This window comes from Holdemanella porci, assembly GCF_009696075.1.
GTDB lineage: Bacteria > Bacillota_I > Bacilli_A > Erysipelotrichales > Erysipelotrichaceae > Holdemanella > Holdemanella porci.
Genome location: NZ_VUMR01000090.1, coordinates 1 through 3,702, shown reverse-complemented (window position 1 = coordinate 3,702; position 3,702 = coordinate 1). Strand labels below are relative to the sequence as shown.

The 3,702-nt window shown below is 39.1% G+C and carries 2 protein-coding genes and 2 pseudogenes; 3 read left to right on the top strand and 1 reads right to left on the bottom strand.

Features of this window, described 5'->3' with window-relative positions:
• Positions 1 to 124 precede the first annotated feature (124 nt).
• Positions 125 to 505 (bottom strand): annotated as a pseudogene (locus tag FYJ55_RS11585) (IS1634 family transposase); the annotation flags it as partial.
• Between the two features lie 273 nt (positions 506 to 778).
• On the opposite strand from FYJ55_RS11585, the pseudogene FYJ55_RS11205 reads away from it, so the two are divergent.
• The 3 genes and pseudogenes from FYJ55_RS11205 to FYJ55_RS11580 all read left to right on the top strand — a co-directional run.
• Positions 779 to 2,116 (top strand): annotated as a pseudogene (locus tag FYJ55_RS11205) ([FeFe] hydrogenase, group A); the annotation flags it as partial.
• A gap of 45 nt (positions 2,117 to 2,161) precedes the next feature.
• Entirely contained in the window at positions 2,162 to 2,818 is a 657-nt protein-coding gene (rbr, locus tag FYJ55_RS11200; protein WP_229771162.1) for a rubrerythrin, read from the top strand.
• Positions 2,819 to 2,992: 174 nt separating this feature from the next.
• On the top strand, positions 2,993 to 3,226 hold the full coding sequence (locus FYJ55_RS11580; protein ID WP_441723317.1) for a Maff2 family mobile element protein: 234 nt from the start codon (positions 2,993 to 2,995) through the stop codon (positions 3,224 to 3,226).
• Positions 3,227 to 3,702: the final 476 nt, after the last annotated feature.

Below are 3,702 nucleotides of genomic sequence, written 5' to 3'. Positions count from 1 at the left end.
ATAATACAACACGAATTCACTCACATTGTGAATATGAATCTCCACAAAATTTTGAAAAACAATATTTGAAACATAAACATTAAAAAAACAGATATTTAAGTTGTCTTAAATCTTGACATAGTACCACATATAGCTTTGGAAGAATATCATGAAAAGTCTGATGTTTAGATAAAGGCGCAACAACACGAGCATATACAAGAGCGGAAAAGACATCATATACATCGAACTCGAACTTCCTTGAAGAACTTAAATACCCAAAATGTTCTTTTACATCCAGCATGTTCAAGATTTTCGCAATTGGCACATAACCCAGACACAGTTCTAGTCAAACGTCAGAAATCTGTTGAAAGTTGATGCGACACTTTTCTGTCTCCCGTTTAGAATTCAGTTCATTGACTCCTTTCTGAAAATGAGAGATTGGATCATCTATATCCTGTTCGATAAGAGCATCAGCGAACCCGATTTTACGAAAACTTTTATGTCGAGTGTTTTTAGTTTCTGGAGAATCTCAACTTTTTCTCAGAATAGCCTCTAAACATTCATGGTGCAAACCTCTAAAGACGGGCATCCGGCGAGCTGAAGCGTGAGAGAACCGGAAAATCAACCAGATATATTCGCTTGAAATAGTGTATAAGAGTTATAAAAATAAAAATTTCTTTTACTAATACAAAAACTTTTGACCTAAATAAAGATGTTGCGATATAATGGAAGTGCAATATTTGTATGCTTACAAACGGGTTTATAGTGTTGCCAATCTATATTTTTAGGAGGATAAACGATGAATCATTTACCTTTACATGTGCGTGTTCCAATCGAGGAAAATAATCCGAGTATTACTCGTTTGGAAGAAAAATGTATTAAATGCGGAATGTGTAAGGACGTATGTACAAATGCCATAGGTGTGCATGGTACATATACATTTGAGCAGACTTGTGGAGAGGCTGTGTGTATAAATTGTGGACAGTGTGCAAATGTCTGTCCTGTAGACAGTATTATTGAAAAGTATGAATATTTGGATGTAAAGAGAGAGATTCAGAATTCGGAAAAGATTGTCATTGTAAGTACGTCACCATCCGTACGAGCTGCGCTGGGGGAAGAATTCGGTATGTCTGATGGCAGCTTTGTACAAGGAAAAATGGTTTCGTTGCTTAGAAAATTAGGCGTAAATTATGTCCTTGATACCTGTTTTGCAGCTGACCTTACCATTGTTGAGGAAGCTAGTGAACTTATTGAGAGAGTGACCAAAAAAAACGCTCCCTTACCTCAGTTTACCAGTTGTTGTCCTGCATGGGTTAAGTATGTGGAAACATATTATCCGGAAATGATTCCGAATCTTTCATCAGCGAAAAGCCCTATCGGAATGCAGGGACCTACAATTAAGACCTATTTTGCTAAGAAGAAGGGTATAGATCCAAAATCAATTGTGAATGTGGCACTTACTCCATGTACTGCAAAGAAATTTGAAATTCGCAGAGATGAGATGAACGCTTCTGCTCATTATCTTGGTATAGAGGGGATGCGTGACATGGATTACGTGATCACGACCAGAGAGCTTGCAAAGTGGGCAAAAGAGGAAGGGATTGATTTTGCCAGTCTTGAAGATGGTGAATATGACAATTTTATGGGAGAAGCATCTGGAGCTGGTATTATTTTCGGCAATACCGGAGGTGTAATGGAAGCTGCTCTCAGAACTGCTTACGAATTTATTACAAAAGAAAAATCACCGGAACAGTTATTCAACCTTACACCTGTAAGGGGATATGAAGGCGTCAAAGAAGCTACTTTAAAAGTTGGCGATTTAGATTTGAATATCGCTGTAGTATATGGTACAGCCAATGCCGGGAAAGTAATTGAGGGCATCAAGCAGGGAGAAAAACAATATCATTTTGTGGAAGTTATGACTTGCCCGGGCGGATGTATCGGTGGAGGCGGCCAACCAAAGGATATCATGAAGGATAAGGACGAGGTACGTAAAGCGAGAATTGCAAGTCTCTATACAAGGGATGAGGCGATGACACTCAGACGGAGTCATGAGAATCCAGAGATTATTCATCTTTATGAGGAGTTTTATGGAAAACCGTTAAGTGAATTGGCAGAAAAGATGTTACACACTTCTTATGAAGATAAGAGTGAAATATTAAATCGAAAAGGAGATATAAAAATGAGTAAATGGGTATGTAGTATTTGTGGTTATGTGCATGAAGGAGAGACAGCACCGGAGCAGTGTCCATTATGTAAGCAGCCTGCATCTGTTTTCAAGAAGGTGGAAGAGTCGCCTGCAAAGAGTAAGTATGCTGGAACAAAGACAGAGAAGAATCTTTGGGAAGCGTTCGCAGGGGAATCTCAGGCTAGAAATAAATACACTTATTTTGCTTCCGTAGCTAAGAAGGCCGGATATGAGCAAATTGCAGCATTATTCCTGCAGACAGCTGACAATGAGAAGGAGCATGCAAAACTCTGGTTTAAGGCGCTTGGTGAACTTGGAGATACCGCAGAAAATCTTCTTCACGCTGCAGAAGGCGAAAATGCAGAATGGACAGATATGTATGCTAGAATGGCTGATGAAGCGGAAGAAGAAGGTTTCCCGGAATTAGCCGCTCAGTTCAGAGGTGTTGCTGCGATTGAAAAACTTCATGAAGAAAGATATCGTGCACTTCTTAAGAATGTTGAAACTATGGAAGTGTTTAAGAAAAGTGGCATTACAATGTGGGAATGTCGCAATTGCGGACATGTTGTAGTTAGTGCAGAAGCTCCTGAAATATGCCCTGTATGTAATCATCCTCAGGCTTACTTTGAGGTAAGAAAAGAGAACTATTAAGATACCGTATTTATTTGATCAAAGACTATTTACAGTATACAAAAATGTAAATTTACAAAACAGTTAGTCATATTCCAATTTATCAAACTGAATACATTTACTTAGCCAGGACTGATTGATTATCAGTTCTGGCTATTTTTCTGCCCTTCTTCGACTGCAGATGCACATTCAGCTTTGAGGAGGGTTTTGTTATATCTACATTTTCATTACAGATGGGCCGGTTATCCATCAACTATACTTCGGATCCGGGCAAAGGAGGACAAACTTATAGCATTTTTTAACAGTGCAGTCGGTGTACTGCAGACTCTGGTAGTAGCACTCGGTGCAGGTCTCGGTATCTGGGGCGCGATCAATCTTCTGGAAGGCTACGACAACGATAACCCCGAACCAAATGCTCATGTACGGTAAAGAAGCAAGCAACCGAAAACAATAGATAGACCGCCAGCACTACACTATTCCGAACCAAAGACCAAAAGATAAGCATTTTGAGAAAATCTAAACTTTTGGATTTTCCTACAATGCCGACTACGGCGGAATCCCTCCCACTCCTTATATATTTCTTTCTGTATACATTGAATTTGTATTTAGTAAAATGCAGACAACACCACGGATCGGCTTTTGGCTGGACAATTCCAACCAAACACCGCAGCAGACAGTAGAAACCATTCTGAACGTTAGGAAGCCGGTATGATTGTTACATATAAGGGGAAGAAAAATTTCTTTTAGATACTTGTTTTCCTAAAACTGATGTGATATAATCCTGTCTTTGACAGCTAGAAAAGAAATAAAGTGGTCCAAAGCCCTAGTATAAAGGCATTGAGCCACTTTTTTGCGTTGTTGCGGATTATAGTATTTTTTTCTTATCTTTTGTTTGATGTATGATG

Excerpts from the sequence above, each read along its gene's own strand:
- rbr (WP_229771162.1), top strand. The coding sequence starts at position 2,162 with ATGAGTAAATGGGTATGTAGTATTTGTGGTTATGTGCATGAAGGAGAG.